Genomic DNA, 25,412 nt, shown 5'->3' with positions numbered 1-25,412 from the left:
CCTTTCTTGTATAACTTTACGTCGTGATGTTAAATCACTTGTAACGAAAGGTGCATTGCACCGCATCTGAAGGTGTTGTGGATTTCCACCTTCAGATGCAATTTTTTTTGCAACGCCGTTTAGCGGATCGCAATCAACCTGTCTCCCCCAATTTTTTATGAGGCCTGACCATGCAAACAACGATGAATACAGAGTCTCAGATTTCAGATTACTTCATGAACTCTGGTACCGCGCTGAGCACCGAACAGCAGGTGATTACTGCCGTCCATGCCGAACTCGCTCGCGCAAAAGCCCACGTCTCCGATAAAGATATCGTGCTGGGCCTGATTCACCACCTGGAGAGCGAACGTGACGTGATGAAGCAGGATATTTACCGTCAGGCGCTTGAACACGTTCTTCAGCGCGCGTCGGTGACCAGCAACAGCTGATAACCTGTGTCTGTTATGAGGGAACGCGAATTAGCATGGATGCATTTCCCGACCGGAATCGGCCCCATTTTTTGGGGCTTTTTTATTTCCGCCCTTTGCAGCGCCTGCCCCCCTTCCCGGCACCAATCTGACACCGCACGTATAACCTTATATCGCTCCGCTTAAAGGCTATTTTGCCGATTATTTCACCATTAATCCCGGTTAATTGCTCTCGTTCCGCTTTATTTATCCGTTATCTGTGTCCAGGCTTTTTCTGCATTCACTGCAAACACAGACGAGGAAAATAATCATGTTTCATCATTCATCAAAACTTCAATTTCCGGTTCGTGTGGAAAAGCCCGACCCTGAGTTTGCCATGCTGCTCCAGCAGGCCATCGGTGGCGTCGAGGGTGAGATTCGTGTAGCGATGCAATATTTTTTCCAGGCAATGGGCGCACGGGGTGATGTCCGGATCCGCGATCTGCTGATCTCGACCGCGACTGAAGAGCTGAGCCATATCGAAATGCTGGGGTACGCCGTGGCGCTCAATCTTGAAGGCGCCCCGCTCTCTTATCAGGAAGCGTCGGCGAAAGATCCCGGTGGTCAACGCCATTCTGGGCGGCATGAATCCGCGCCATATCCTCTCTTCGGGGCTGGCGGCGATGCCGGTGAACGCCAACGGCATGCCATTTGATATGAGCCATATCTACGCCTCTGGCAACGTGGCCGCCGACATGCTGGCGAACGTCACCGCAGAAGCGACGGGCCGCGTACTGGCGACCCGGCTCTACAATATGACCGAAGATAAAGGCATGAAGGATTTCCTCTCCTTCCTGATCGCCCGTGACACCCTGCACCAGCAGCAGTGGCTGGCCGCCATCGAAGAGATGGGGGGCCTCAACGCCTCGCTGCCGATCCCGAATAGCTTCCCACAGGAGCATGAAGCGCAGGAGCACGCCTATTACTGCCTGAATACCTCGCTGGATAAGCCGCTGCCGGAAGGCCGCTGGAGCAACGGTCCGGCTTACGATGGCCGGGGACAGTTTAGCGCCAGACAGCAGCCCGAAATTCTGGGCGATGAACCGCTGCTCGGCAACGCCCGTCCCGGTTCCGGCGCCCAGTCAGAACAGATTGACGGTATCACCCCACCAAAACCCTGATCGCGCACCGGTCCGGGCCTGATGCCCGGACCGGATCACCCTGTCTTTTATGGAGAAAACGTCATGTCATCCACTCAGCGTCCACAGCCCCCTTTCGCAGAACAGCAACAGAGCTGGCCGGGCAGCACCACCGCGATGCAGCCTCAGCCCGATCACGGCGAAGAGAGCTATCAGGGCTCAGGCCGTCTGATAGGTAAAAAAGCGATTATTACCGGCGGCGACTCCGGCATCGGTCGGGCAGTCGCCATTGCGTTTGCCCGCGAAGGGGCCGATGTGCTGATTTCCTATCTTGATGAGCATGAGGATGCGCAGGATACCGCCCGTCTGGTTGAGGCCGCGGGCCGGAAAGCGCTGCTGGTGCCCGGTGACATTACCGAGGCGTCACACTGCAACGCGCTGGTGGACCAGGCCGTCGAGGCGTTTGGTGAAATCCATATTCTGGTGAACAACGCGGCCTATCAGATGACCCGCGAGTCGCTGGATGCGATCAGCGATGAGGAATTTGACCGGACAATGAAAACCAACCTGTACGCGATGTTCTACCTCAGCAAAGCGGCCACACGACACATGTCTGCGGGCGGATCAATCATCAATACCGCCTCGATTAATGCCGACCAGCCGAAACCGAAGCTGCTCGCCTACTCCGCTACCAAGGCCGCCATCGTGAACTTCTCCGGCGGCCTGGCGGCCCTGCTGGCGGAAAAAGGCATCCGGGCCAATGCTGTCGCGCCCGGTCCGATCTGGACGCCGCTGATTCCCTCGACCATGCCGGTTGAGCAGGTGAAGAATTTCGGCAGCGAAGTACCACTGCAGCGTGCCGGTCAGCCTGCGGAACTGGCACCCACCTATGTGATGCTGGCCAGCGATGAGTCCAGCTACATTTCAGGGGCGACCATCGCCGTGACCGGTGGCGTCGCCATTATTTAACCGGCTGTTCCCCGGCCGATTCCGTCTGCGGATCGGCCAACCGCTGCTGCGCGAGACCCCACCAGTAGAGCGGCTCCCGCGCCAGATTTTTCATTTTCACTTCGCACATGATGTCGAAAGCCTGAAACGACAGCGCCCACCCATTCAGCGTCGGATTAAAGAAATAGTCAGAGTGCGCCCGCAGTTTGCTTTTGCTCACCCCCAGCTGCTGCTGATCGGGCCAGCCCTCTGCCGGAATAACCCCCTCCTGCGAAACCGAATAGTGCAGCACCGGACGCACGCCGCGCCAGGAGTCAATGACTCTCGCCACACGCGCATCATCGGGCTGGATAAACTCACTCTCTTTTACCCAGTGATGATGAATATCCAGCACTACCGGACAGAGCGGTGCCGCCTGCAGCACATCCTCCAGCGAGCAGGAGATCTCATCGTTCTCCACCGTCAGCATCCGCCGCGCTTCCGGGCTGAGGCGGTTAAATGACTGCCTGAAGCCATCAAAGCCCGCCTTGCCGTTCATGTGGATGTTGATTTTAAAATCCTGGAAGGTTTTACCGTAGCCCATCAGGCAGGCGCAGAGCGTGTGATATTCCACGTCCTCCAGCGCACGCGTTACGACGTCGGGGTTGTCGGAGGCCAGCACGGTGTATTGCCCCGGATGGAATGAGAGCCGGATCTGATGCGTCCGCGCCAGCTCGCCACAGCGGACAAACTGTGAATGGAGCGCCGGCAGAAATTCAGCAAACAGCGGTGCGGCTTCGGGCACCGTGTAGAGGGGCAGCAGATCGCTGCCAATACGCATCATCCTGAGGGACGGCGGTAAGGTCGCCAACTGCTCCAGCGTCAGAAAGAGATGATTGAGATTGGTTACGGTAATCTCATACAGCAGCTGATAGCGCTCGTCGTGCGACAGGCTCAGAAAGCGTTTACGGGTGGTCGCGCGAAACGGGAAAAACTGTTTACCCTCGGGGTTGAGATACTTGCATGCAAAGCCTAATTTCATGTCTGCTCCTGATTAATGCTTATCAGAAGTGTAACAGGCCGCTGGCGGCCAGCCAGTCGTGTGCCACAGCAGTGAGCAGAATAACCGCAGGCGGCGTGCTTATACAGGGTGCGACGCGCTGGCGCGGCACGTGTGAAGTGGCTGTGCGCCGCAGCGTGCGGGGATCGCTTCAGGCCGGACCATCAGGTCAGTAAAGTGTGTGGAAACGTGTTCTGACGGCTGACCGGGCCGTGAAGCCAGCCCGGTCGGGGTCCTGAGAAAGCGGTGCCCGGCCAGGCTTAAAAAACGGCCGTATTACGCGGGTCAGCCTGGCCGCTGCCCACTCAGTGATGCAGCATCTCATCCACAACCTGCGGATTGGTCATCTGATAAGGGTAATAGGTCGGCCAGTTCTCCATCTCCGTCAGCAGGGCCTGCTGCGACACATTACCCATAAAGAGGTGGAAATGCGCAGACTTGCGCGGACCAATGGTGTGATCGCTGAACTGCACATATTTAGGTGCTTTGCTGCCGGCATCCTGGCACTCGAACAGGTAACGCACCCCTTTTTTGCCTGACGTATAGGTCAGGATCTTATGGCCCGCGTAGCGGTAACGACAGGCATTAACCTGTTCCCCGACATGAAACTCCATCACGCCATCTTCGATACCAATCGTCGCGACATCAGTGGCGTAACCTTTGCGGTAATAGGCTTTAATCTCTTCTGCCGTTTTACCCGGGGTCTGCTGCGCCTTCTTCTGCCAGACCGGGTCCAGCTCACCGCTCTGCAACAGCGGATAGACCGACTGCCACAGTCCGTCCCAGTCAGAGAGCGAACGATCTTTCACATCGCTGTCAGCAAAAATCCCTTCTGCCGCCTTCTGCTCCATCGCAGACAGCGGTTTTCCATGCGCGTGTGTGCCGTGCGCCAGCGCCTGCTGGCTGATGAACAGCGCCCCAATCATCCCAATCCACTGACCTGTCAGATTTGCCAAAACCTCATCCTCACTCGCTGTTACAGTTGCGAAAAATGTTATGATATAACATTTCTGAATTCAACGAAAAGTTTCCGCTGGTAACGTTAATTTTGCTTACCGATCGGCCACCGCTTCCGGCCCCTGCTCTGGCCCGCTGGCGGACGACGCCCGGGCGCGCGCGAACCCGGATTTCCGTAAGGCGGGCACGGCCTGGCTTGCCGCTAAGCCAGACGGTGCGTGACGTCGATAAGCGTAGCGACAGGAGAGGCGCAGAGATAAGCGGCGGTTTCTGTCCGGACAAAAAAGCACGCGCGACGCAGTTAAATGGCCGCTTAATCCTCAGTAATGTTCAGGTTGTTCTATATTTAGTGTCGTCGAAAGTAAAACAACCGCTGGAGCATGGATTAATGTCGAAAGATACAGAGAAGAAACCCCTGAGCGAACGTGCGCCCACCACCGGACCCGAATCATCAGAACCAGGGCTGGGATCCCTGGCACCCAAAGATGGTTCGCATCAGCCCCCCGCTGAACCGACCCCGCCCGGCAAACAGCCTACTGCGCCAGGCAGCCTGAAAGCTCCACAGACACACAACGCCAAACTTGACCAGCTTGAAGACAGCCGGAAAAACGGTACCCATCAGGCGCTGACCACCAATCAGGGCACGCGTATCGCCAACGACCAGAACTCACTGACCGCCGGGTCGCGCGGTCCGACGCTGCTGGAAGACTTTATTCTGCGTGAGAAGATTACGCACTTTGACCACGAACGTATCCCGGAGCGTATCGTCCATGCCCGTGGTTCGGCCGCACATGGCTATTTCCAGCCTTATCGCTCACTGAAAGATCTGACCAAAGCGCAGTTCCTTAGCGACCCGGAGCAGACTACGCCTGTCTTTGTCCGTTTCTCCACGGTTCAGGGCGGTGCCGGTTCAGCGGATACCGTGCGCGACATTCGCGGTTTCGCCGCCAAGTTCTATACCGAAGAGGGTGTCTTCGACCTGGTCGGCAACAACACGCCGGTGTTCTTTATCCAGGATGCGCATAAATTCCCTGATTTCGTCCATGCCGTTAAACCAGAGCCGCACAACGAGATCCCGCAGGGCCAGAGCGCCCACGACACCTTCTGGGACTATGTCTCTCTGCAGCCGGAAACCATGCACAATGTGATCTGGGCGATGTCTGACCGCGGGATCCCGCGCAGCTACCGCACCATGGAAGGTTTTGGCATCCATACTTTTCGTCTGATCAACGCCGAAGGCAAAGCGACCTTTGTCCGCTTCCACTGGAAGCCGGTGGCCGGTAAGGCCTCACTGCTGTGGGACGAGTCACAGAAACTGACCGGCCGCGATCCCGATTTCCACCGTCGCGACCTCTGGGAAGCGATCGAAGCCGGTGATTTCCCGGAATATGAACTGGGCCTGCAGCTGATCCCGGAAGAGGACGAGTTCAAATATGACTTCGATATTCTTGATGCTACCAAGCTGATCCCGGAAGCGCTGGTGCCGGTAGAGATCGTCGGCAAGATGGTGCTTAACCGCAACCCGGACAACTTCTTTGCGGAAACCGAGCAGGTGGCGTTCCATCCAGGCCATATCGTTCCGGGTCTGGACTTCTCTAACGATCCGCTGCTGCAGGGTCGCCTCTTCTCCTATACCGACACGCAGATCAGTCGTCTGGGCGGGCCAAACTTCCATGAGATCCCGATTAACCGCCCAACCTGCCCTTACCACAACTTCCAGCGTCAGGGGATGCATCGTCAGGATATCGATACCAATCCGGCAAACTACGAGCCGAATTCCATCAACGATAACTGGCCGCGTGAAACCCCACCCGCGGCGAAAGGTGGCGGCTTCGAAAGCTATCAGGAGCGCGTGGAAGGTCACAAAGTGCGTGAGCGCAGCCCGTCGTTCGGCGAATACTATGCCCAGCCGCGTCTGTTCTGGAACAGCCAGACGGCGTTCGAGCAGCAGCACATCATCGGTGCCTATTCGTTTGAGCTGAGTAAAGTAGGCCGCGCTTATATTCGTGAGCGGGTAGTGGATCATCTGGCGCGTATTGACCTGAAACTGGCGCAGGGCGTGGCAGATAACCTGGGTATCGCGCTGACCGACGAGCAGCGCAACATTCAGCCGCCAGCGGCGGTGAACGGCCTGACTCAGGATGAGAGCCTGAGCCTCTACGCCGTACCCGGTGGCGAGATCAAAGGCCGCCAGGTGGCGCTACTGCTCAGCGACGGTGTGAAAGCCGCAGATGTGCTGGCGATTCTGCAGGCGCTAAAAGCGGAAGGCGTTCACGCCAAGCTGCTGGCACCACACATGGGCCAGGTACGGGCCGATGATGGATCGGTGCTGCCGGTGGATGCGACCTTTGCCGGTCTGCCTTCCCTGACTTTCGATGCCGCAATCGTGCCGGATGGCAATATCGACGCCCTGTTGTTAAGCGGCGATGCCCGTTACTTCCTGCTGGAGGCCTACAAGCACCTCAAGGTGATCGGCCTGGTGGGCGACGCACGTCGCTTTAACGCGCAGTTCGGCCTGAACGATGGCGATCAGGAAGACGGCATCGTGCAGGGTGATTCGGCGGAAAGTGCACTGATGTCTGCGTTTACGCAGGCGATGAAGGCGCACCGTGTCTGGTCGCGCAGCCAGAAGGCGCAATCCGTTCCGGCCTGATGTCTGCCGTTAATAAAAAACCGCCCCCGGGGGCGGTTTTTTTATGGCATCGCGGCGTTACCGCCGTTTTCAGAAGCTCTGCCAGTTGTCATTATCCGTTACGGCGACAGGCTGACGTGCCGGCATCATCAGTGCTTTCGCCTTCGCCACCGGCGCGGCGGAGAACGCCGCCTGCAGGCTGCCGGTTTTAAAGACCGAAACCGTTTTACGCAGCGTGCTCGCCTGATCCTCCAGTGAGGCGGCGGCCGTGGCAGACTCTTCCACCAGCGCAGCATTCTGCTGCGTCACCCCATCCATTTCCGATACCGCAATGCAGACCTGCTCAATGCCGCGGGTCTGCTCGGTAGAGGAGGCCGCGATTTCTTCGATCAGCTGCGTCACCCGGCTGACCGACTTCACAATACTCTCCATCGCCACGCCTGCCTGAGAAGCATGACCGGCGCCGGTTTTAATGCGCTCGGCGGAACGCTCGATCAGCCCACGGATCTCCTGCGCCGCACTGGCGCTGCGTCCGGCCAGCGAGCGGACTTCGCCCGCCACCACCGCAAATCCCCGGCCCTGCTCACCGGCCCGCGCGGCTTCAACGGCAGCATTAAGCGCCAGGATATTCAGTCTGGAAAGCAATGCTGTCGATAATAGCGGTAATCCCGGCGATCTGACTGGAGCTTTCGCTAATCTGATCCATGTTCGCGATAACCCGGGCGACGGTTTCACCGCCCTGCTGCGCCGTGGCCGACGCCTCTTTCGACACCATGGTAGCCTGCTGCGCATTATCCGCGTTGAGCTTCACCGTCGAGGTAAGCTGTTCCATGCTGGCGGCGGTCTGTTCCAGTGCGGCCGCCTGCTGCTCAGTGCGGGAAGAGAGATCGGTGCTGCCGGCTGAAATTTCCGCCGCGCCGGTGAAGATAGAGCGGGTTGCCTCATCAACCGAGGTAATGGTCACCACCAGCGCGTCGCGCATCTGCTGCAGCTCCTGCGTCAGCAGGCCCATTTCGTTGCGACCTTCCGGCTGGATCGCCACGGTGAGATCGCCCGCAGAGATGGCGCGCATATAAACGGTCAGCCTGGCCAGTGGGCCAATCAGCAGCTTCTGCAGTCCGGTCCAGACTGTCACCCCGATCACCACGGTGATCAGGCCGATGGTCAGCAGCGCCCAGAGTGCATCCGTCAGGCTGCGCTGGTTATGCAGGGAGGTATCTTTCATCAGCTGGATGTTCACCGCCCGCCAGGCCTCATAGGCGCTGTCAAGCTGATCCTGCGCCGCCTGCGCCTCCAGGTTACCGTAGGCCGGATAGTTGCCCTGCTTCAGGAAGGTAATGGAGGCCAGCATGGTGTCACGCATCTGTTGGTAGGCTTTCTCAACCTGCGCCAACTGCGCCTCACTCTGCCCGGCTCTGCGCGGCATCGCCTGCCACGCGTTGAAATCCGCGTTGGCCCGCGCCGCAGACTGCCCCGCCTGCTCCAGCAGCGCCGCCATCGCCGCCAGCGATTTAGGGTCCTGCTGATTTTTCAGGAAACGGATCGCCACGCGGTTGATAGTGACGCGGGTTTTAATCAGGGTTTTAACCGCATCGCTGAGATGCTGCTGCTGCAGCGTCAGCTGTTCGGCCGCCACGAAGTTTTTATCGGCCTTTGAGACGCCGTTATAAAACAGAAAGCCGGTCAGGGTCAGTAACGTAATAAAAAGGGCAAGGATGGTCAGAATGCCGTGCGTAATTTTAAGATTTTTTAGCATGTCCAGAGGCTCATGTCAGAGGAGATAAGATCGTTATCGGCCGGTGCGCCATTTATCTGAGCGTCGCGCGCAGTCAGTACCGCGCACAGAGAACAAAAACGGTGGCCGCGCGTGGCCTGCGACAGAAAAAAGCGCGGCGGCGGAACCTGAGCGCATTCGGCGCTTAACAACCGTACCCCTGCTGTGGTTGAATTCGCCCCTCCTCTTTTTCGCACGTGGTTATCATGCATTACATTCAGAGTCTGATGAGTTTTATCGAGGGAAACCGGGTGCTGTCGATCAGCTTCAGCCTGCTGCTGCTGGTGATGGCGGGCATGATCACGCACCTGATCTGCAAATTCTTCATCGTCAAAGTGATCAGGAAGGTCTTTTTCAGCAGCCATAAAAAGGGCGTGCCGCTGGATAAAGACATCCGCCTCTCTCAGAAACTGTCGAATTTTGTGCCGGTGATTGTGGTCTACAATTTCCTGCAGTTTATGCCGGGCCTGCCTGAAAATCTGAAGGTGGCCATTCAGACCATCTGCGGCATCCTGTTCTTTATCTATCTGTCGATTTTCTTTAATGAAGTGCTGGAGATCGTTAACAACTCCTACTCGCGCAAGTCCAAACGCAAAAATCACTCGATCAAAGGCTATATCCAGATTGGTAAAATTCTGGTGCATATCATTGCCGCGATCATGATTCTGGCGATCATGTCCAACAAGTCACCGGCTATTATCATCTCCTCGCTGGGTGCGGTGGCCGCGGTGCTGATGTTAATCTTCCAGCATACGCTGCTATCGCTGGTGGCCAATATTCAGCTCTCCTCCAACGACGTGCTGCAGCTGGGCGACTGGATTGAGATGCCGGACAGAAACATCAGTGGCGAGGTGATCGATATTGCGCTGCACACCATCACCATCCGCAACTGGGACAACACCCTGTCGCGCATCCCGACCAAAAACTTTCTGACCGAGACCTACACCAACTGGCAGGCGATGTTCTCTTCCGGCGCCCGGCGCATCATGCGCAGCTTCTGGCTCGATCAGAAGTCGATTACCTTTGTGACTCAGGAGATGCTGCAGGCGATGAGCCAGATCCGCCTGGCCGGGGAAGCAATCACGGAGCTGCTGGATGGACGCGATATCAGCGCCGTCGGCGATCGCTGGTTTATCGAAAACAACATCACCAACCTGATGGTGTTCCGTAAGTTCCTGACCGCCTGGCTGGCGCAGCGTGATGATATTCAGAAAGAGATGTATATCGTGGTGCGGCCGCTGAAGCCGTCGCCGGACGGTTTGCCGGTAGAGGTTTACTGCTTCACCTCATCTATTTACTGGGCCGACTATGAAAATACTCAGGCCGCAATTTTTGAGTACATCACGGCGATGACCCGTTTCTTTTCGCTGCAGATCTACCAGCATCCGGCTGGCTCGGACTTTGCCCGGCTGGCGCAGCCGCGCGCAGAAAGCCGGGAGGCGCCACAGAACAGCGGATTCTGACCGCTGATGCCCGGTGAACTTCAGCGGTCACCGGGCAGCGCGACAGCCGGCCGGTTAACTCTTGCTCAGCGCATAATTCAGCACTCTGTCATTTTTCATCTGTACGGTCAGCGTCTGCCCCTCCGTGGTGTTCAGGGTGCGCGCCTCGCTGTAGGTCCACTTCAGCAGCCGCTGTCCGTCGGTGTAGGGCGTTTCACTGTCGGGCTGACCAAACAGCGCAATTAGCTGCGAGCGGGTGGTCTGACCGGCGTGTATATGCTGCAGATTACCGCTGTCCAGCCGGTGTCCGACCCGGTTAGAACAGGCGGAGAGCAGCAGCACAGCTAACAGAAGGCATTTCTTCACGTCATATCCTTTTCAATATTCAGCGGCGCCAGTCCGCCGGTGTGACCGATACCATCATGGTTAAGCGTAGAGTGCATCCGCACCATCCGGCAGAGGTTTCTGTGCCTGCCGATACGCATTTGCAACCGGTGGCGCTGGTTTCAGCGAAATTAACACAAATTAATGCCCCGCCATGCCCCGCCGCCCTGCGACTGCAACATCTTAGTCTATGATTACTGTCTGTATACCCTGTGGAAACGGTCTCAATGCTGGCTTCCCGCGGTATTACGCTGACTATCTGTCCGGCTTCCTGGCTGGAAGAGACGCGCCAGCCCACCTAGCATCCTGGTCTCGCTGATCGCTTTACGGTTTTTTGACGCTTGTATCATCAACATCCTTTTCGTGCGATGGCTGCCATCGTGCATTTCCAGGCTAAATGAGGCAACTGAATGGAATCCAAATCTTTTTTTAAAAGTTGGGGCGCAGAACGGGTTGCCGACGACGAGGTGCGTTTCCGCCTCTGGGCAACCGGCCAGCAGCGCGTCACGCTGCGGCTTTCGGGTCGGGATATTGAGATGACACCGCAGGCGGATGGCTGGTTTGAAACCCGGGTTGCCGGGGTCGCCGCCAATGCGGAGTATGACTTTGTTCTGGCGGATGGCACCGCCGTGCCCGATCCGGCCGCCCGCGCGCAGAAGGCCGGCGTCAACGGCCCGTCGTTGGTGATCGATCCGGAAGCTTATCGCTGGCAGAACAGCCAGTGGCAGGGACGACCGTGGGAAGAGTCGGTGGTGTATGAGTTGCACATCGGCACCTTTACCACCGAGGGCACGTTCCGGGCAGCCATCGACAAACTGCCGATGCTCGCCGACACCGGCATCACGATGATCGAGGTGCTGCCGGTGTCGCAGTTTGGCGGCAACCGCGGCTGGGGCTATGATGGCGTCCTGCTCTATGCACCACATGCCGCCTACGGCACGCCCGACGATTTTAAAGCCTTTATCGATGCCGCCCATGGTCATGGGCTGTCAGTGGTGCTGGATATTGTCCTGAACCACTTCGGGCCGGAGGGCAACTACCTGCCGCTGCTCTCGCCCGACTTCTTCCACAAGGAGCGTCAGACGCCCTGGGGTGCCGGCATCGCCTATGACGTCGATGCGGTTCGCCGCTACATCGCAGAAGCCCCGCTCTACTGGCTTCAGGAGTATCATCTGGATGGTCTGCGTTTCGATGCGATCGATCAGATCGACGATCCCAGCGAAAAGCATGTGCTGGTGGAGATTGCCGAGCGTATCCGCGCTGACATTCCCGATCGCCCCATTCATCTCACTACCGAAGATTGCCGCAACGTCACCTTCCTGCATCCGCGCGATGAAAATGGCCATGCGCCGCTCTTCACAGGCGAATGGAACGATGACTTCCATAATGCCGTGCATGTGCTGGCCACCGGAGAAGATCACGCCTACTACCAGGATTTCGCCGACAGGCCGGAACAGCGGGTGGCACGGGCGCTGGCCGAGGGCTTTGTCTATCAGGGCGAAGTGTCGCAGCAGTCAGGCGAACCGCGCGGCGTGAAAAGCAGCAGTCAGCCGCCGGTCGCCTTCGTCGACTTCATTCAGAACCATGATCAGACCGGAAATCGCGCACAGGGCGATCGCCTGATTACGCTGGCAGGCGCAGCGCGCACACAGGTCCTGCTGGCGACGCTGCTGGTGTCGCCCCACATCCCCCTGCTGTTTATGGGTGAAGAGTATGGCGAAACGCGGCCATTCCTCTTCTTTACCGATTTCCACGGCGATCTGGCGAAAGCGGTACGTGAAGGACGCGCCAGAGAGTTCGAAGGCCATGCGGGTCACGGCGAAAACGTGCCGGATCCTAATGATGTCACGACCTTTGAGCAGTCAAAACTGAACTGGTCGCACATCAATACACCGGAGGGTCAGCAGTGGCTGACGCTGACGCGCCAGCTGCTGGCCCTGCGTCAGGAACATATCGTGCCGCTGCTGCGTGACGCGGGCGGCGATGCCGGTCAGGTGGTGAGCACGGCGGAAGGTTTCCTCGCGGTGCGCTGGGACTTTCCACAGGGCACGCTCTCCCTGGCGCTGAACGTCAGCAATACGGCGCAGCCGATCCCGGATCTGCCGGGCGACACCCTGTTTGCCTGGCCGCAGGCCGGCACCGAACTGACCCCCAACGCTATCCTGGTGCGTCTGGCTAAGAGAGAAGCAGAATGAACATTCCAACCGCAACCTACCGCATCCAGTTCCGCAATGGCATGACGTTTGACCGCGCGGCGGCGCTGGTGCCCTATCTGAAAACACTGGGGATCAGCCATCTCTATGCCTCGCCGATTTTCAGCGCGACCGCAGAGTCAACCCACGGCTATGACGTAACGGACGTAAATCAGATCGAGCCGTCAATCGGCGGCCGCGAAGGCTTTGATCGCATGGCCGCCGCCCTGAAGGCCGCCGGGCTGGGACTGATCCTGGATATTGTGCCTAACCACATGGCCGCCTCGCTGGAAAACCCCTGGTGGCGCGATGTGATCGAGCATGGCGAACAGAGTCGCTACGCGCACTACTTCGATATCGACTGGTCACGCCGCCTGACGCTGCCATTCCTTGGCGACACCTTCGAGGCGGAGCTGGAAAAGGGTAACATCCGCGTGCAGCGCGATCCACAGACAGGAAAACCGGCGCTGGCCTACTTCGACAACTTCTATCCGCTGGCACCGCACACCTGGCAGGATCGTGAGGAAACGGTGCTGGCCCTGCGCGACGCCGCCGATATCGCGGCACTGCATGACCAGCAGCCGTGGCGCCTGATGTCATGGCGGGATGCGCCCAGTGACCTCTCCTACCGCCGCTTTTTTGAAGTGACCGGACTAGTGGGCGTGCGCGTGGAGGATCCCGCGGTTTTCGATGCCGCCCACCAGCTGATCCTCGAACTGGTCCACAGCGGCGCGGTGCAGGGATTGCGTGTGGACCATGTGGATGGCCTGGCCGATCCGCACGGTTATCTGGTGCAGTTACGCCAGGCGGCAGGTCCCGATTGCTATCTTACTGTTGAGAAGATCCTGGGCGACGATGAGCAGTTACCAGACGCATGGCCGGTGTCCGGCACCACGGGCTATGAGTTTATGGCCGCCCTCGCCAACCTGCTGGTCGACAGCGAGCGGCTGAGCGGCCTGCGCAAGGCGTATCAGGCGGTGATCGGTAAAACCGTTGATATGAAAGCGGAGCTGCGCGCGGCCAAGCTGCTGATGGCGAACCGCAATTTTGCCGGTGAGTTTAACCGCCTGCTTCAGCTGGCCCTGAAGATTGCCGACACTGGCGGCACGCCACAGCCGGAAGCGGAACTGAAAAATGCGCTGCGCGAACTGCTGGTGGCGTTCCCGGTCTATCGCACCTACGGCACGCCGGAGGGGCTGACGCCAGCCGACACCGCGCTGCTGGAGCAGGTGGTCAGTCAGGTCAAAGCCAGCGCGCAGGCACCCGACAGTCAGGCGCTCGACTTCCTCACCGCAATTCTGCGGGCGGAAACGGCCGACTCAACCCGCGACAATGCCAGCCAGTTCCGTACCCGCTTCCAGCAGCTGACCGGGCCGCTGATGGCGAAATCAGTGGAAGATACCCTCTTCTTCCGTCAGCACATGGCGCTGGCGCTGAATGAGGTCGGCGCTGAGCCGCTGGCACGCCACTTCTCGCTGGATCAGTTCCATGCCGACATGCAGGCACGACGCGACCATCAGCCCGACGCACTGTCCGGCACTTCCACGCATGACACCAAACGCGGCGAGGATGCCCGTGCGCGCCTCTATACCCTGACGGAAGCGCCGCAGCGCTGGGCCGACTGCGTGAGCCGCTGGCGCGCGATGAACGAGGACAAGGTGGTCCGCCTGAAAGATGGCCCGGCGCCTGAGCCCGCCGTGGAGTGGATGCTGTATGAGGCACTGGCGGGTGTCTGGCCGACCGACCTGCAGCCGCAGGATGCAGAAGGTCTGGCGGCGCTGGAAGCGCGCTTTGTCGTCTATGTGGAGAAAGCGCTGCGTGAAGCCAAACTGCGCACCGACTGGGCAGACAACAACGACGCCTATGAAGAGGCGGTGCTGGGCTATGCACGTCACCTGCTCGCGCCGGCCAACCGCGCCTTCCTGGAGGAGTTCTGTACCTCGCTGCAACCCTTTATGCGTGCCGGGCTGGTTAACAGCCTGACGCAGACGGTGGTGAAACTCACCGCGCCGGGCGTGCCCGATATCTATCAGGGCAGTGAGGCGCTGGACTTCAGCCTCGTCGATCCCGACAACCGTCGCGAGCCCGATTTCGATGCACTGGCGGCGATGCTTGAGACGCCCCGGCACGACGACGGCGAAGCGCACTGGCTGCGCGGTCAGGTTAATCAGCAGGCGATTGCCAGACTGCTGACGCTGCGCCAGGAGCAGCCTGAGCTGTTCCGCCGCGGCGACTATCTGCCGCTCTCCGCAGAGGGCGCGCAGCAGGATAAGGTTCTGGCTTTTGCCCGCACCGGCCAGCAACAGGCGGTGATTGTCGTCGTGTCGCGCCGGGTCTTTGACCTGCTGCCGGACAATCTCGATCAGCCGCCGGCAGAACGCTGGGCAGAAACGCATCTCGCCCTGCCGGCTGCCCTGAGCCAGCGCACCTATCGCGATCGGCTGACCGGCAAAACGCTTGCGGTGACGGCGCAATTACCGCTTTCGGCGCTGGCATCGCAGTGGTGCGCCGTACTGGTGGCGGAGTAAGCCAGCCTGCATTCCTGTATTACGCGTCACTCTGTTAACTGAATAATGAGGCATCAATGTCAAACAGTCAGCGTTTTGAAATTACGGCGGGTTACAGCCATTTGCTGGGGGCCAACTTTGACGGTCAGGGCGTGAACTTCGCCCTGTTCAGTGCCCACGCCGAGCGGGTTGAACTTTGTCTGTACGATCCCAGCGGCAGGACGGAAATTGCCCGTCTGGAACTGCCGGAATATACCCATGAAGTCTGGCACGGCTATGTTCCAGGCCTGAAGCCGGGTGCGCTCTATGGCTACCGTGTTTATGGCCCCTACGATCCGGAAAACGGGCATCGCTTTAACCCTAATAAGCTTCTGCTCGATCCCTACGCCCGCGAACTGGCAGGCGACATTGCGTGGAACGAAGCGCACTTCGCCTACGATCTCTATCATGAGGATAAAGATCTGACATTCGACAGTCGCGACAGCGCACCGTATACACCTAAGTGCCGGGTCATCGATCCGAATGCGTTCGACTGGCAGGACAATAACCGTCCGAGCGTGCCGTGGCCAAAAACGGTGATTTATGAAACCCACGTCAAGGGCTTCACTCAGCTCAACCCTGCGCTGCCCCCTGAACTGCGCGGCACTTTTGACGGCATGGGCCACAAAGCCAGCGTCGACTACATTAAAAGTTTAGGGATCACCTCGGTCGAACTGCTGCCGGTGCACTGGTTCCCGGACGATCAGCATCTGCTGGATAAGGGGCTGAAAAACTTCTGGGGCTATAACACACTGGGTTTCTTTGCGCCTGCGACCCGCTACTTCGGACCGCGTGGCATTCAGGGCTTCCGCGATATGGTACGCGCGTTCCACGATGCCGGGATCGAGGTGATCCTGGATGTGGTCTATAACCACACCGCTGAGGGGAATGAGCTGGGGCCGACGCTGTCATTCAAAGGCATCGATAACTTCTCCTATTACCGCACGATGCCCGATCAGCATCGCTACTACATCAACGACACCGGCACCGGCAACACCGTTAACACGTCGCATCCGCGCGTGCTGCAGATGGTGCTCGATTCGCTGCGCTACTGGTCTGAGTCGATGCATATCGACGGGTTCCGTTTCGACCTCGGCACCATTCTTGGCCGCGAACCGGATGGCTTCGACCCGCGCGGCGGCTTCTTCGATGCCGTGATGCAGGACCCGATCCTGTCACAGAAGAAACTGATTGGCGAACCCTGGGATATCGGGCCGGGTGGCTATCAGGTGGGCAGCTTCCCGCCCGGCTGGGCAGAATGGAATGACCAGTATCGCGATACCGTACGCGACTACTGGAAAGGCAATAACGTCTCAACGGACTTTGCGGCCCGCCTGCTCGGTTCCGGCGATCTCTATGACCAGCATGGCCGCCGCCCCTGGGCCAGCGTTAACTTCATTACCGCGCACGACGGCTTCACCCTTAACGATCTGGTGTCCTACAACGACAAGCACAATGCAGATAACGGTGAAGACAACAACGACGGGCACAACGACAACCGCTCGTATAACTACGGCGCCGAAGGCCCCACCGACGATGAGGCCATCAACGCGGTGCGCGAGCGTCAGAAGCGTAACTTCCTGGCCACGCTGATCTTCTCTCACGGCACACCGATGCTGCTGGCGGGCGATGAGTTTGGCCGCAGCCAGATGGGTAACAACAACGGCTACTGTCAGGACAGCGAAATTTCCTGGGTACACTGGGAGAACCTGCCGGAGTCTGCAGAGGCGCTGCGCGCGTTTACCCGCCAGATTCTGCAGTTACGGGCGGAGCAGCCGTTGCTGCGCCGTGAAAACTGGCGCGACGGCATGGACATTAAATGGTTCAACGCCGGGGGTGGTTTTCAGCAGAGCGAACAGTGGGATGAGGGCTCCACGCTGGGCGTCTATATCGGACGGCCGGATCTGCAGACTGAAGAGGGCATCTGGCATGACGTTCTGATGCTGCTCAATCCGTTTGAAGGCAATGTGCCCTTCCGCATTCCGCAGTTTGGCGAAGGCGGCTGGGTGCTGGAGCTGACCACCAGCGATGTGACAAAACAGGGTCTGGTGATCACTAAAGAGAAGGACTTTGAGCTGGAAGGCCGCAGTTTTGCCCTGTTCAGACGCCCGTAAAGGCTGAACCGGGTTAAAAACCGCGCATCAGGCGCAGCGGATTCTGCGCTGCGCTTGAATTTCTGGCGATCGTTGCCAGGCTTAACCGGTTGTTAATCGTGAAAATTGATGCTGATAAGGAGGCATAATGTCCAGATTTACGCAGAAAGTTGTGGTTGTGACAGGTGCCGGATCCGGCATTGGTGAGGCCAGCGCAAAGCGCTTCGCTGAGGAAGGTGCATCCGTGGTGCTGGTGGGCCGCACCGTACAGAAACTGGAAGCAACGCTGGCTGAGATGACGTCAGGCGACCATCTGGTGGCGGCCTGCGATGTCTCAGACGCTGAGCAGGTTAAGCAACTGTCAGAAAAGGTGCTGGCGAAGTATGGCCGGGTCGATGTGCTGGTCAACAACGCCGGGGTTATTGTTCAGGGCCGCGTGCATGAGGTCGGACTCGACGCCTGGAAAACCCTGATGAAGACTGACCTTGATGGCGTGTTCTACGGCGTGCACTACTTCATGCCAGCCCTGCTGAAAAGCAAAGGTAATGTGGTCAACATCTCCTCAGTATCTGGCCTGGGCGGCGACTGGGGCATGAGCATCTACAATGCGGCGAAAGGTGCGATTACCAATTTCACCCGCGCACTGGCGATGGACTACGGCGCAGATGGCGTACGTGTCAACGCGATCTGCCCAGGCTTTACCTTTACGGATCTGACCGAAGAGGCCAAAAACGACCAGGCACTGCTGGAGCGCTTTTACGATCGCATCCCGCTGCGTCGCGCAGGTGAAGCGGATGATATCGCCCGTGCCATTGTGTTTATTGCCAGTGATGACGCAGGTTATATAACCGGCGTCAATCTTCCGGTCGATGGCGGCCTGACCGCGTCAAATGGCCAGCCTAAACAGGCCTGATTTTCCGGGCAGCGTTCTGACGCTGCCTTTTTTATTCTGAACCGCTCGCCCGCTTATTTCTTTTATTCCCGCTGATTCCGCCGTGTCGCCAGAACTTTATTTCACCCGATTAATGACGGGGTGTATGACGGGTAGGCGTTGCCGCACGCGCGGGTTTAATTGCCGTGCTGGTGCTGGTCGGGCAAATAAAGGTGCTCAGGCAGGCATTGCATAAGATGGCATTCGCGTGATGTATTTTTGCTACCGTCAGCGCCTGCTGTCGGGTGTAAAGCGAACCAATAAACACGCGCTTATCGTTTTTTGACAGATTAACGCAACCTTCTTTGTGTAAAATCCATCCACCCATGGGACGCGGGCACAGATAATAATAGCTGGCTTTGAGCATGGCAGTTCATCCTGATAGTTGCTGTATGTGTCGTAAAAAACGAACCAGAATTGGTAAGAGCTTTTTTTGTAATCTGAAGCATTATTAAACTAACTGAGAATTATCCCTAAAACCACTTTATTAGATACACAGAACCGACTTTGAGAATATGCCCTTTTCAGCCTGCAATATCGCTTCAGACATTCAACGCTCCAGAATTCACCGATTCACTTAACTGCCCCGCTTTCATTTGATCTGCTAATCGATCAATAATCAGACTGATACAATTTTTTTGCAATATAAACAATAACTTAATATAAAAAAGAAGGGGTGGATTTTGAGACACAGCTCACATCTTATTAGCGGGCGTGGCGATAAAAAGCCGCTCCACAGGGGTATTTATGAGTATTGATAAACTGAGGCTAAAAATGGCAACGCGGACTTGTCTGGTACTGCTGAACGCAGCACGAATGGCGGCTTCGTCGGCAGCTTATTAAAACAGACGGGCGTATTTAACCGTGACTGGCTTGAAAAAGTAAAACGATCGGTTTACTTTTAAGGGATGAAAAAGAGAGATGACATCCTGCAGGCCGCCGAGCGGCTCTTCTATAACCATGGCTTCCATGCCACCAGTACCGATCAGCTCTGTCGCGAAGCGGGCGTCTCAACGCGCACGCTTTATCACCACTTCGCCTCCCGCGAATCCCTTACCGCCGCGGTGCTTGACGCCCGCGAGCAGCGATTTATGGCCGACCTGCTGCCTGCGCAACAGCCTGAGGCCATCAACCATCTGTTTGCGGTGCTGGAAACATGGACGGCGACTCATGGCGCGCGAGGCTGCTTCTTTCTCAAGGCCTGGGGCGAATATGCTGAGCGGGACCAGGAACTGGCGTCGCAGACGCTGGCCTTTCGCACGACCATGCGCGCTTACATTACCCAATGCGTGACGCATCGGCGCGGCCAGGCCAGTCAGGCGCTGAGCGATGCTATCTGGATGTTGTTTGAGGGTGCAATTACCACGGCGCTGATTATCGGCCCTGACGCTGCCCGGCAGGCGGCGCAGGTCGCCGGTCAGTTGCTGCAGAGCGGTGCGGCCAGATGAGATCGGCCACCTGCGCCCTGGCCGTCACCGGCTTCAGCCTGATTGCCGTGACGTATGGCATGGCCCGCTTTTCGTGGGGACTGATGCTGCCCGCTGTCGCAGCGGATGTTCCGTTCAGCCCGCAGCAGGCAGGAGTACTGTCCGCCTGCAGTTTTGTGGCGTACTGCCTCACGATCCTTACCGCCGCCGCGCTGGCTGAGCGCTGTGGTACCCGGCTGACGGCACTGCTGGCCGCCCTCTGTGCCGCGTCAGGTTTGCTGCTGCTCGCCTGTGCCTCGTCGCCGCTGCTGCTGGCGACCGGGCTCTTTATTGCGGGGTTAAGTTCCGGCCTGGCTTCGCCCGCGCTGGCCGCGGCGGTGAGTGAGCGGATCCCGGCTGCCGCCCAGCCGCGCATCAACACCCTGATCAATGCCGGAACCAGTGCAGGCATTATCCTGACCGTGGTGATTCTGAGTGTGCTGCCTGGCGGCTGGCGAGGTGCCTGCCTGCTATTCGCCCTGCTGTCGCTGGCCTGTCTGCTGCCGGTGATGCGCGTGCTACCCGTTCATACGTCGGGTCGCGCCGCCAGCGTGCGTCGTGGATACCGGCATCTGTTCCGTCGCGCCATGCTTCGGCTGATGGGGATTGCGCTGGTATCCGGTCTGACCAGCGCGGCCTGGTGGAGCTTTGGCTCTGCGCTGCTGCGCCAGCATGTTGGCGTCGATGCCGAGACCGCCCGGTTACTCTGGCTGGTCGCCGGCGGCGCGGGCATTCTGGGTGCCGCGACCGGTCCGGTCTCGGCCTGTATCGGGCTGAACGGCGTTTACCGGCTGTCACTGTGCGGAATGGCACTGCCGCTGCTGGTGCTGGCCTTCAGCCGGGGGGAATCCACTGGACTACTGATTGCGGTGGCCTGCTGCGGCGCGGGATATGTCACGCTGTCGGGTGTGCTGCTGGTGTGGGGTGCTCGCGCCGTTGCTGACGATCCGGCGACAGGCGTCGGCCTGCTGTTTTTTATGCTGGCAGTGGGTCAGGTGGTGGGATCGCTGCTGTTTGGTCAGCTCTATGCCTCACTGGGTGCCGCCACGGCACTCACGCTGTTTGCGGTCAGCGCCCTGCTGCTGCTGTTTGTTGTCCCTGGCCGGACGCGCGGAGCGTCAGACAACTGATCGGGCGTAAATAAACGCGTTAAGGCTGCATGACGAATCGTTAAAAAATCAGCCCGGCTGGCCACAGCCGATATATCAGTGCGATAATGAAAGCGAAATTATTCTGGCGCGCTATCTGTTCCGATAGAGAAATGAATGGCGTGAATCAGATCGCCCGAATATTTTTAACCCGCGGATTCACCTTCTGCTGGAGGAGATCTTCATCGGGCCCCAGATAATAAGGCACCGCACACTGCCGGCCATCTTTAGTAAATATAATCTGATTATCATGCAGGAATAACGCCGTGAAATGACCCAGCACGACGCCATTTAATTCAAAGCAATGATTTCTGGCCGCACGCAGCCCCTGCTGGCTATTCAGAAAATCAACGAATCGCAACACGCTGCGCCTCCTTATAATATAGTTGCCTTACCCGAACCGCAGAGATAATAGCCGCAACCCTGACCGGGATCATCCGGCGGCCGTTGTTTTCAGAATAGGCTTATTACTGATTGATTCATGCTGTTAATTCCGTCCAGCCGTTTCCCGGCGACCGTCAGCCTTCATCCCGGCTGGCGCGACTGTCATAAAAAGGTCGCGGACTGTCATATTTGTATTGCGTCCTCCGCCCGCCCGCTATAACGTTGCTTTTCAACCCTGTGCAGAGTGTCGGGACCCTATCCAAAAGTGGAAATTTTTGATGCAGAGAGTCGTCACATCACGGCGATTCAGCAGATTTATGCCTGGCATGTTCTGAACGGTACCGGCTCTTTTGAGATCGTTCCGCCAGACGTCACCGAGATCGGTGAACGGATGCGCAGGATAAAGCAGGCGGGCCTGCCCTGGTTCATCGCCGTCAGCAACGACGTGGTGCGCGGCTTCTGTTATCTGGCGCCCTACCGTCCCCGCCACGCCTACCGGCATACACTGGAAGACTCGATCTATATCGACCCCGGCTTTCAGCAACGCGGCGTCGGTTCGTGCCTGCTGAAGCACGCTATCCGCTGGGCTGAGCAGGCTGGATATCGCCAGCTGATCGCTAATGTCGGTGACAGCGAGAATCACGGTTCGATTGCCCTGCACCGGGCTGCGGGTTTTGAGACTACCGGCATCCTGCACGCGGTAGGGTTCAAACAGGAACGCTGGCTGGATACTGTTTTTATGCAGCGGGCGCTGGGATTGGGCAATTCCACGCTGCCGGCTGGACGCGAAATGCCACTTTAACTGGAAAGACGCACCGGACCTCGTTCTCCGCAGGAGAACCTTCTGGTAAGGTGTGTTAACAAAAAATAAAAAATCCCGGAAACCGTTATGTTGTCGACAATCATCTATCGCAGCCACATTACTGAACATGTGAAGCTTGATACTCTGGCTGATCTGGCGCGTAAAGCGAACTATATCAACCGCTCATCAAGCGTCACCGGCATTTTACTGTTCAATGGCACGCATTTCTTCCAGTTGCTGGAAGGCCCGGAGGCAGCGGTCAAAGCGGTTTACAGCCGGATTTGCAAGGATCCGCGCCACCATAATCTGGTCGAATTGCTGCGCGATTACGCACCGTCGCGACGGTTCGGTCACGTCGGCATGGAGTTGTTCGATCTGCGGCAGCATGACAAAGAGCGGGTGCTGGAAGCGGTTCTGGAAAAATGTACCAGTAAGTTTCAGATGACCTATGCCGACCGGGCGCTGCAGTTCCTGCGTACCTTTGTCGAGGCACGGGAAAAAGAGAACTATTTCGAGATCCCCGCCGCCAGCAACTGGAAGTTTATTCGTGATGTGTCAGAACAGCGTGCTGGCGACGCAGCGATGGTGGAGGCTGATGAGATCGCTTTCGCCTTCCAGCCCATCGTGGACCCTTTTGCCTGTGAAATTGTCTCGCTGGAGGCCCTGCTGCGTGGCCCACAGGGACAATCGCCGCTCGACTATTTTGCCGGGCTGTCACGCGATCAGCTCTATCAGATCGATTTGAGGTCGAAAAAGAACGCTTTCGCCCAGGCAAAACAGCTGGGGATTGAAGGAATGACGCTGTCGATCAATCTGCTGCCAATGACCCTGGTCACCGTACCCGATGCCGTAACCTTTTTGCTGAGCGAGATCGCGGCACACGGTCTGGTGCCGGAACAGGTTATGGTGGAGTTCACCGAGAATGAAATCATCTCCCAGCCTGATGCCTTTGAAGCCGCTATCAGGCAGCTGAAGGCCGCCGGTATCAGTCTGGCGCTGGATGATTTCGGTGCCGGTTTTGCCGGGCTGTCGCTGCTGACCCGCATCCAGCCCGATAAGATCAAGATTGACCGCGCCATCATCTCGGATGTGCATAAAAGCGGCCCCAAGCAGGCGATCATTCATGCCATTCTGAAATGCTGCGCCTCACTGGAGATTGGCGTGATCGCCGAAGGCATCGAACAGCCGGAAGAGTGGATGTGGCTGGAAGCAGCCGGTGTGACGCAGTTCCAGGGGTTTCTGTTCTCAAAACCTGAACTCAACGGTATCGGTGCGGTGGCCTGGCCGGAGCTGAACTGACCCCCTGCGATTTGGATGAATTTGTTATTACCCGCCTTGCTGGATCTTCCGGCCGCTGCTAAATAATTAACAGCGCCGGAAGATCATCTTTCTGTCATCTTCCCGCGGCAGAGTCAGTTATTACCCCACCAGTGATTAAATGTTTAGCAGTCAGACGTTCAGTGTTTAGACCAGCGCAACGCGCCATGCGTGCGACGTGACTCCAGGGACAGCATTTGAGGAACTGAATGAAGCAGATTATCCGTGGTGATAAAGAACCCGCCCATATCCTGGCAGCGACCCGTGCGCTCGAAGCGCATTACGCCCGCTACGGGGAAGGAAATAAGTACCATCCCATTATCTACTCCATTGCCTACCGCAGCCGCTTCTATCAGGTTGAGGTGATTACGCGTCGGGAAACCATGGTGGCCACGGTCATCACCGGCGTGCGCAAACTGTCGCATCTCTCCGGTGCCGCCTGACGGATTTTCACCTGCCGGGGGCGGATAGCCCCCTTTCCCCGCCTATCGCCGGTAGAGTGAATTAGCCGGGTAGACTGCCCCAATCACGCTTTTCTCCCGTGCGCCGGTCACGGCGGGCAGATTGCCCGGTAGCCCGGAGAGCGTACGGAACGCCAGCCAGGCGAACGCCAGCGCCTCCATGTCATCACCGCTCACACCGGCGCTGTCGGTAGTGGTTACTTCAGTTCCCGGAAGATGCGCCGCCAGTCGCGCCATAAGGAGCGGATTGCGGCTGCCGCCGCCACACACCAGCAGCCGATCGCAGCCATCATTGAGCAAGACCTGTCGGGTAATGGTGATCGCCGTCAGTTCGACCAGCGTGGCCTGCACATCCTGCGGGGCCAGCCCCGGGAAGTAGCGCAGATGCTGCTCCAGCCAGCCCAGATTGAAGTGTTCACGGCCGGTGCTCTTCGGCGGCGGCAGCGCAAACCAGGGCTCACGCAACAGCGCCTCCAGCAGTGACGGGATCACCGTCCCGCTGCGGGCCCACTGCGCATCCCGGTCGTAGGGCTGCCCTTGATTTCGCCAGATCCAGGCGTCCAGTAACATGTTGCCTGGGCCGGTATCGAAACCGCGCACCGGCTGGCCCGGGATCAGCAGCGAGAGATTAGCGATACCGCCAATATTCAGTACCATCCGGCGTTCCGTGGCATCCATCAACAGTGCCTGATGAAAAGCGGGAACCAGCGGCGCGCCCTGCCCGCCCAGTGCCATGTCGCGACGGCGGAAGTCGCCGACTACCGTGACGCCCGTCGCCGCGACGATCTGATTTGCATCGCCAATCTGCAGCGTGTTGGGGGCCTCGCTCTGAGGTTCATGCCAGACGGTCTGACCGTGGCAGCCAATCGCCGTAATATCGCTGGCCTCCAGCGACTCGCGCTTCATCAGTGTTACCACCGCCTCAGCAAACAGCTGACCGAGGCGGGTATCGAGCTGACCGAGCTGTGACAGCGTCAGCGACTGCCCCTGGCAAATCGCCAGAATGGACTGGCGCAACGCGGGTGGCATCGGATGGCAATAGCTCGCCTGCTGCGCCACCATATTTTCATCGATAGCAGCCAGCACCACATCCACTCCATCCAGGCTGGTACCTGACATTACCCCGATATAGCGTCCTGATTTCATAGCTTTTCCTTTCTTCCGGCGGAAGGTGCAATTCGTCTGCGGTTAGCCTGACAAATAATGACGGCTAATTCTACGACTACTTTATTTTAATCCGACCGTGCTGACCGATAACATGACGCGACATTTTTTCACGTCTGATTGAATTATTGTTGTTCCTGCATAGTCTATGCTTCGTCCAACCGTGTTTTGTTCGGACAGGGATTAATTTGCCAGGTTTGTGTCTTA

21 protein-coding genes and 1 pseudogene are annotated in these 25,412 nt (G+C 58.1%); 15 read left to right on the top strand and 7 right to left on the bottom strand.

Annotated features, from left to right (window positions below; translation table 11 throughout):
• The first annotated feature begins 170 nt into the window (after positions 1-170).
• From ACLHDD_RS05670 to ACLHDD_RS05655, 4 genes are all read left to right on the top strand, one after another.
• Complete coding sequence (locus ACLHDD_RS05670; RefSeq protein WP_111142009.1) at positions 171-428, top strand: biofilm development regulator YmgB/AriR family protein; 258 nt, start codon at positions 171-173, stop codon at positions 426-428.
• A gap of 289 nt (positions 429-717) precedes the next feature.
• Positions 718-1,101 carry a manganese catalase family protein gene (locus ACLHDD_RS05665; RefSeq protein ID WP_427103298.1) on the top strand — a complete coding sequence of 128 codons (384 nt, stop codon included), beginning with the start codon at positions 718-720 and terminating at the stop codon, positions 1,099-1,101.
• Positions 1,007-1,567 carry a manganese catalase family protein gene (locus ACLHDD_RS05660; RefSeq protein WP_427103297.1) on the top strand — a complete coding sequence of 187 codons (561 nt, stop codon included), beginning with the start codon at positions 1,007-1,009 and terminating at the stop codon, positions 1,565-1,567. Before ACLHDD_RS05665 ends, ACLHDD_RS05660 begins: the two co-directional genes overlap by 95 nt.
• A gap of 63 nt (positions 1,568-1,630) precedes the next feature.
• Entirely contained in the window at positions 1,631-2,494 is an 864-nt protein-coding gene (locus ACLHDD_RS05655; protein ID WP_427103296.1) for a glucose 1-dehydrogenase, read from the top strand.
• Here the strand turns inward: ACLHDD_RS05655 and ACLHDD_RS05650 are convergent.
• Both ACLHDD_RS05650 and zinT read right to left on the bottom strand, forming a co-directional pair.
• Entirely contained in the window at positions 2,487-3,494 is a 1,008-nt protein-coding gene (locus ACLHDD_RS05650; protein WP_427103295.1) for a UV damage endonuclease UvsE, read from the bottom strand. The genes ACLHDD_RS05655 and ACLHDD_RS05650 overlap by 8 nt on opposite strands.
• 323 nt (positions 3,495-3,817) lie before the next feature.
• On the bottom strand, positions 3,818-4,438 hold the full coding sequence (gene zinT / locus ACLHDD_RS05645) for a metal-binding protein ZinT (protein WP_427105175.1): 621 nt from the start codon (positions 4,436-4,438) through the stop codon (positions 3,818-3,820).
• A gap of 419 nt (positions 4,439-4,857) precedes the next feature.
• Between zinT and katE the strand changes: the two genes are divergently transcribed.
• Entirely contained in the window at positions 4,858-7,122 is a 2,265-nt protein-coding gene (katE, locus tag ACLHDD_RS05640) for a catalase HPII (RefSeq protein ID WP_427103294.1), read from the top strand.
• 69 nt (positions 7,123-7,191) lie between these two features.
• Here the strand turns inward: katE and ACLHDD_RS05635 are convergent.
• A pseudogene (locus tag ACLHDD_RS05635) lies at positions 7,192-8,857 on the bottom strand (methyl-accepting chemotaxis protein).
• A 224-nt stretch (positions 8,858-9,081) separates the two neighbouring features.
• Between ACLHDD_RS05635 and ACLHDD_RS05630 the strand changes: the two are divergent.
• The gene (locus tag ACLHDD_RS05630; protein WP_427103293.1) at positions 9,082-10,338 is read left to right on the top strand and encodes a mechanosensitive ion channel family protein; all 1,257 of its coding nucleotides are present in this window, start codon (positions 9,082-9,084) and stop codon (positions 10,336-10,338) included.
• 54 nt (positions 10,339-10,392) lie between these two features.
• Here ACLHDD_RS05630 and ACLHDD_RS05625 read toward each other — a convergent pair whose 3' ends face one another.
• A complete protein-coding gene (locus tag ACLHDD_RS05625) occupies positions 10,393-10,683 on the bottom strand; it encodes a hypothetical protein (protein WP_427103292.1) in 291 nt (96 codons plus the stop codon).
• Positions 10,680-10,802 (bottom strand): hypothetical protein, encoded by a 123-nt coding sequence (locus ACLHDD_RS05620; protein ID WP_427103291.1) that lies wholly within the window; start codon positions 10,800-10,802, stop codon positions 10,680-10,682. The genes ACLHDD_RS05625 and ACLHDD_RS05620 overlap by 4 nt, the downstream gene beginning before the upstream one ends.
• 309 nt (positions 10,803-11,111) lie before the next feature.
• On the opposite strand from ACLHDD_RS05620, the gene treZ reads away from it, so the two are divergent.
• The 4 genes from treZ to ACLHDD_RS05600 all read left to right on the top strand — a co-directional run bounded on the left by treZ (position 11,112) and on the right by ACLHDD_RS05600 (position 18,445).
• Positions 11,112-12,896, top strand: a complete 1,785-nt coding sequence (gene treZ, locus ACLHDD_RS05615; RefSeq protein WP_427103290.1) for a malto-oligosyltrehalose trehalohydrolase — start codon at positions 11,112-11,114, stop codon at positions 12,894-12,896.
• Entirely contained in the window at positions 12,893-15,421 is a 2,529-nt protein-coding gene (gene treY / locus ACLHDD_RS05610; protein ID WP_427103289.1) for a malto-oligosyltrehalose synthase, read from the top strand. Before treZ ends, treY begins: the two co-directional genes overlap by 4 nt.
• 56 nt (positions 15,422-15,477) lie before the next feature.
• The gene (glgX, locus tag ACLHDD_RS05605) at positions 15,478-17,553 is read left to right on the top strand and encodes a glycogen debranching protein GlgX (protein WP_427103288.1); all 2,076 of its coding nucleotides are present in this window, start codon (positions 15,478-15,480) and stop codon (positions 17,551-17,553) included.
• Positions 17,554-17,680: 127 nt separating this feature from the next.
• A complete protein-coding gene (locus ACLHDD_RS05600; protein ID WP_427103287.1) occupies positions 17,681-18,445 on the top strand; it encodes an SDR family NAD(P)-dependent oxidoreductase in 765 nt (254 codons plus the stop codon).
• Between the two features lie 109 nt (positions 18,446-18,554).
• Here the strand turns inward: ACLHDD_RS05600 and ACLHDD_RS05595 are convergent, their stop codons facing one another.
• Complete coding sequence (locus ACLHDD_RS05595; RefSeq protein ID WP_427103286.1) at positions 18,555-18,830, bottom strand: hypothetical protein; 276 nt, start codon at positions 18,828-18,830, stop codon at positions 18,555-18,557.
• Positions 18,831-19,371: 541 nt separating this feature from the next.
• On the opposite strand from ACLHDD_RS05595, the gene ACLHDD_RS05590 reads away from it, so the two are divergent.
• The 5 genes from ACLHDD_RS05590 (at position 19,372) to ACLHDD_RS05570 (ending at position 24,023) form a co-directional block, all read left to right on the top strand.
• Positions 19,372-19,911 carry a TetR/AcrR family transcriptional regulator gene (locus tag ACLHDD_RS05590; RefSeq protein WP_427103285.1) on the top strand — a complete coding sequence of 180 codons (540 nt, stop codon included), beginning with the start codon at positions 19,372-19,374 and terminating at the stop codon, positions 19,909-19,911.
• Positions 19,908-21,059 carry an MFS transporter gene (locus tag ACLHDD_RS05585; RefSeq protein WP_427103284.1) on the top strand — a complete coding sequence of 384 codons (1,152 nt, stop codon included), beginning with the start codon at positions 19,908-19,910 and terminating at the stop codon, positions 21,057-21,059. Before ACLHDD_RS05590 ends, ACLHDD_RS05585 begins: the two co-directional genes overlap by 4 nt.
• Positions 21,060-21,726: 667 nt before the next feature.
• Positions 21,727-22,263: an N-acetyltransferase family protein gene (locus ACLHDD_RS05580; RefSeq protein WP_427103283.1), complete on the top strand. Its 537-nt coding sequence runs from the start codon at positions 21,727-21,729 to the stop codon at positions 22,261-22,263.
• Positions 22,264-22,350: 87 nt separating this feature from the next.
• Positions 22,351-23,562 (top strand): diguanylate phosphodiesterase, encoded by a 1,212-nt coding sequence (locus ACLHDD_RS05575; protein WP_427103282.1) that lies wholly within the window; start codon positions 22,351-22,353, stop codon positions 23,560-23,562.
• Between the two features lie 227 nt (positions 23,563-23,789).
• Positions 23,790-24,023, top strand: a complete 234-nt coding sequence (locus ACLHDD_RS05570) for a DUF4060 family protein (RefSeq protein WP_313651911.1) — start codon at positions 23,790-23,792, stop codon at positions 24,021-24,023.
• Positions 24,024-24,065: 42 nt separating this feature from the next.
• Here ACLHDD_RS05570 and anmK read toward each other — a convergent pair whose 3' ends face one another.
• The gene (anmK, locus tag ACLHDD_RS05565; protein ID WP_427103281.1) at positions 24,066-25,187 is read right to left on the bottom strand and encodes an anhydro-N-acetylmuramic acid kinase; all 1,122 of its coding nucleotides are present in this window, start codon (positions 25,185-25,187) and stop codon (positions 24,066-24,068) included.
• Positions 25,188-25,412: the final 225 nt, after the last annotated feature.

This window comes from Pantoea sp. NSTU24 (genome assembly GCF_050157905.1).
Lineage (GTDB): Bacteria > Pseudomonadota > Gammaproteobacteria > Enterobacterales > Enterobacteriaceae > Pantoea.
This window is presented reverse-complemented; position numbering and strand designations above follow the sequence as displayed.

Excerpts from the sequence above, each read along its gene's own strand:
- ACLHDD_RS05665 (WP_427103298.1), top strand. The coding sequence starts at position 718 with ATGTTTCATCATTCATCAAAACTTCAATTTCCGGTTCGTGTGGAAAAG.
- ACLHDD_RS05590 (WP_427103285.1), top strand. The coding sequence starts at position 19,372 with ATGAAAAAGAGAGATGACATCCTGCAGGCCGCCGAGCGGCTCTTCTAT.
- treZ (WP_427103290.1), top strand. The coding sequence starts at position 11,112 with ATGGAATCCAAATCTTTTTTTAAAAGTTGGGGCGCAGAACGGGTTGCC.
- anmK (WP_427103281.1), bottom strand. The coding sequence starts at position 25,187 with ATGAAATCAGGACGCTATATCGGGGTAATGTCAGGTACCAGCCTGGAT.
- ACLHDD_RS05595 (WP_427103286.1), bottom strand. The coding sequence starts at position 18,830 with ATGCTCAAAGCCAGCTATTATTATCTGTGCCCGCGTCCCATGGGTGGA.
- ACLHDD_RS05650 (WP_427103295.1), bottom strand. The coding sequence starts at position 3,494 with ATGAAATTAGGCTTTGCATGCAAGTATCTCAACCCCGAGGGTAAACAG.
- zinT (WP_427105175.1), bottom strand. The coding sequence starts at position 4,438 with ATGATTGGGGCGCTGTTCATCAGCCAGCAGGCGCTGGCGCACGGCACA.
- ACLHDD_RS05570 (WP_313651911.1), top strand. The coding sequence starts at position 23,790 with ATGAAGCAGATTATCCGTGGTGATAAAGAACCCGCCCATATCCTGGCA.
- ACLHDD_RS05585 (WP_427103284.1), top strand. The coding sequence starts at position 19,908 with ATGAGATCGGCCACCTGCGCCCTGGCCGTCACCGGCTTCAGCCTGATT.
- glgX (WP_427103288.1), top strand. The coding sequence starts at position 15,478 with ATGTCAAACAGTCAGCGTTTTGAAATTACGGCGGGTTACAGCCATTTG.
- ACLHDD_RS05655 (WP_427103296.1), top strand. The coding sequence starts at position 1,631 with ATGTCATCCACTCAGCGTCCACAGCCCCCTTTCGCAGAACAGCAACAG.
- katE (WP_427103294.1), top strand. The coding sequence starts at position 4,858 with ATGTCGAAAGATACAGAGAAGAAACCCCTGAGCGAACGTGCGCCCACC.
- ACLHDD_RS05600 (WP_427103287.1), top strand. The coding sequence starts at position 17,681 with ATGTCCAGATTTACGCAGAAAGTTGTGGTTGTGACAGGTGCCGGATCC.
- ACLHDD_RS05620 (WP_427103291.1), bottom strand. The coding sequence starts at position 10,802 with ATGCGTATCGGCAGGCACAGAAACCTCTGCCGGATGGTGCGGATGCAC.
- ACLHDD_RS05575 (WP_427103282.1), top strand. The coding sequence starts at position 22,351 with ATGTTGTCGACAATCATCTATCGCAGCCACATTACTGAACATGTGAAG.
- ACLHDD_RS05670 (WP_111142009.1), top strand. The coding sequence starts at position 171 with ATGCAAACAACGATGAATACAGAGTCTCAGATTTCAGATTACTTCATG.
- ACLHDD_RS05630 (WP_427103293.1), top strand. The coding sequence starts at position 9,082 with ATGCATTACATTCAGAGTCTGATGAGTTTTATCGAGGGAAACCGGGTG.
- treY (WP_427103289.1), top strand. The coding sequence starts at position 12,893 with ATGAACATTCCAACCGCAACCTACCGCATCCAGTTCCGCAATGGCATG.